The following is an 888-nucleotide window of genomic DNA, read 5'->3' on the forward strand; positions in this document are numbered from 1 at the left end:
GATCAAGGCCAAGCTCGTGCTGCAGCTACGGGCCGAGGGTCTGTCCGGCAGGGCGATCGCCGCGTCGCAGCAGATCTCGAGGAACAGTGTCGCTGAGGTGCTGGAGGCCGCCGATATGGCAGGGGTGCGGTGGGACGATATCGCTGACCGGTCCGATGCTGAGGTGTACGCGTTGTTGTTCCCCGGGCGTGGGGAACACGAGAGCGTCTTCGTTGAGCCGGATTGGGCCCGGGTGCATCGGGAGATGGCCCGGGTCGGGGTGACGATGAAGTTGCTGCACGGCGAATACGTGGACCAGTGCGCTCAGGATGGATCCCCGGCGATGGGCTATGACCGGTTCTGCAAGTTCTACCAGCGGCATGTGATGGTTACCGGGCTGGCTTCCAGGATCGGATACAAGGCCGGCCAGACGGTCGAGGTCGACTGGTCCGGTCCCACGATGCAGTTGCTCGATACGGCGACCGGCGAGTTGACCCGGGTCTATCTGTTCGTGGGGTGCCTGCCGTATAGCCGGTACTCCTTCGTCGAACCGACCCTGGACATGAAGCAGGACACCTGGCTACGGGCCCACGTGGGCATGTTCGAGTACTTCGGCGGCAGCGTGCCCAGGATTGTGCCGGACAACCTCAAGACCGGGGTGATCAAGCACCCCAAGGAGGGCGAGATCGTCCTCAACGACGCCTACCGGGAGATGGCCGCTCACTACTCGGCGGCCGTGCTGCCGGGCAGAATCCGGGCACCGAAGGACAAGGCTAGCGTGGAAAACACGGTCTGGCATATGGCGATGCGCGTCATCGCCGACCTCAGGGACCAACAGTTCGCCACGTTGGCCGAGCTCAAGGTGGCCGTCACCGACCGCGTTGACGCCTACAACGCCGAGCCGTTCCA

At 64.2% G+C, this 888-nt stretch carries 1 protein-coding gene; it reads left to right on the forward strand.

Annotation, left to right across the window (positions count from 1 at the left end):
- Position 1 precedes the first annotated feature (1 nt).
- Positions 2 to 888, forward strand: an 887-nt coding sequence (gene istA / locus IEX49_RS16610) for an IS21 family transposase (RefSeq protein WP_229672841.1), incomplete at its 3' end; no start/stop codon positions are given.

The organism is Citricoccus zhacaiensis, assembly GCF_014645315.1.
Taxonomy (GTDB): Bacteria; Actinomycetota; Actinomycetes; order Actinomycetales; family Micrococcaceae; genus Citricoccus; species Citricoccus zhacaiensis.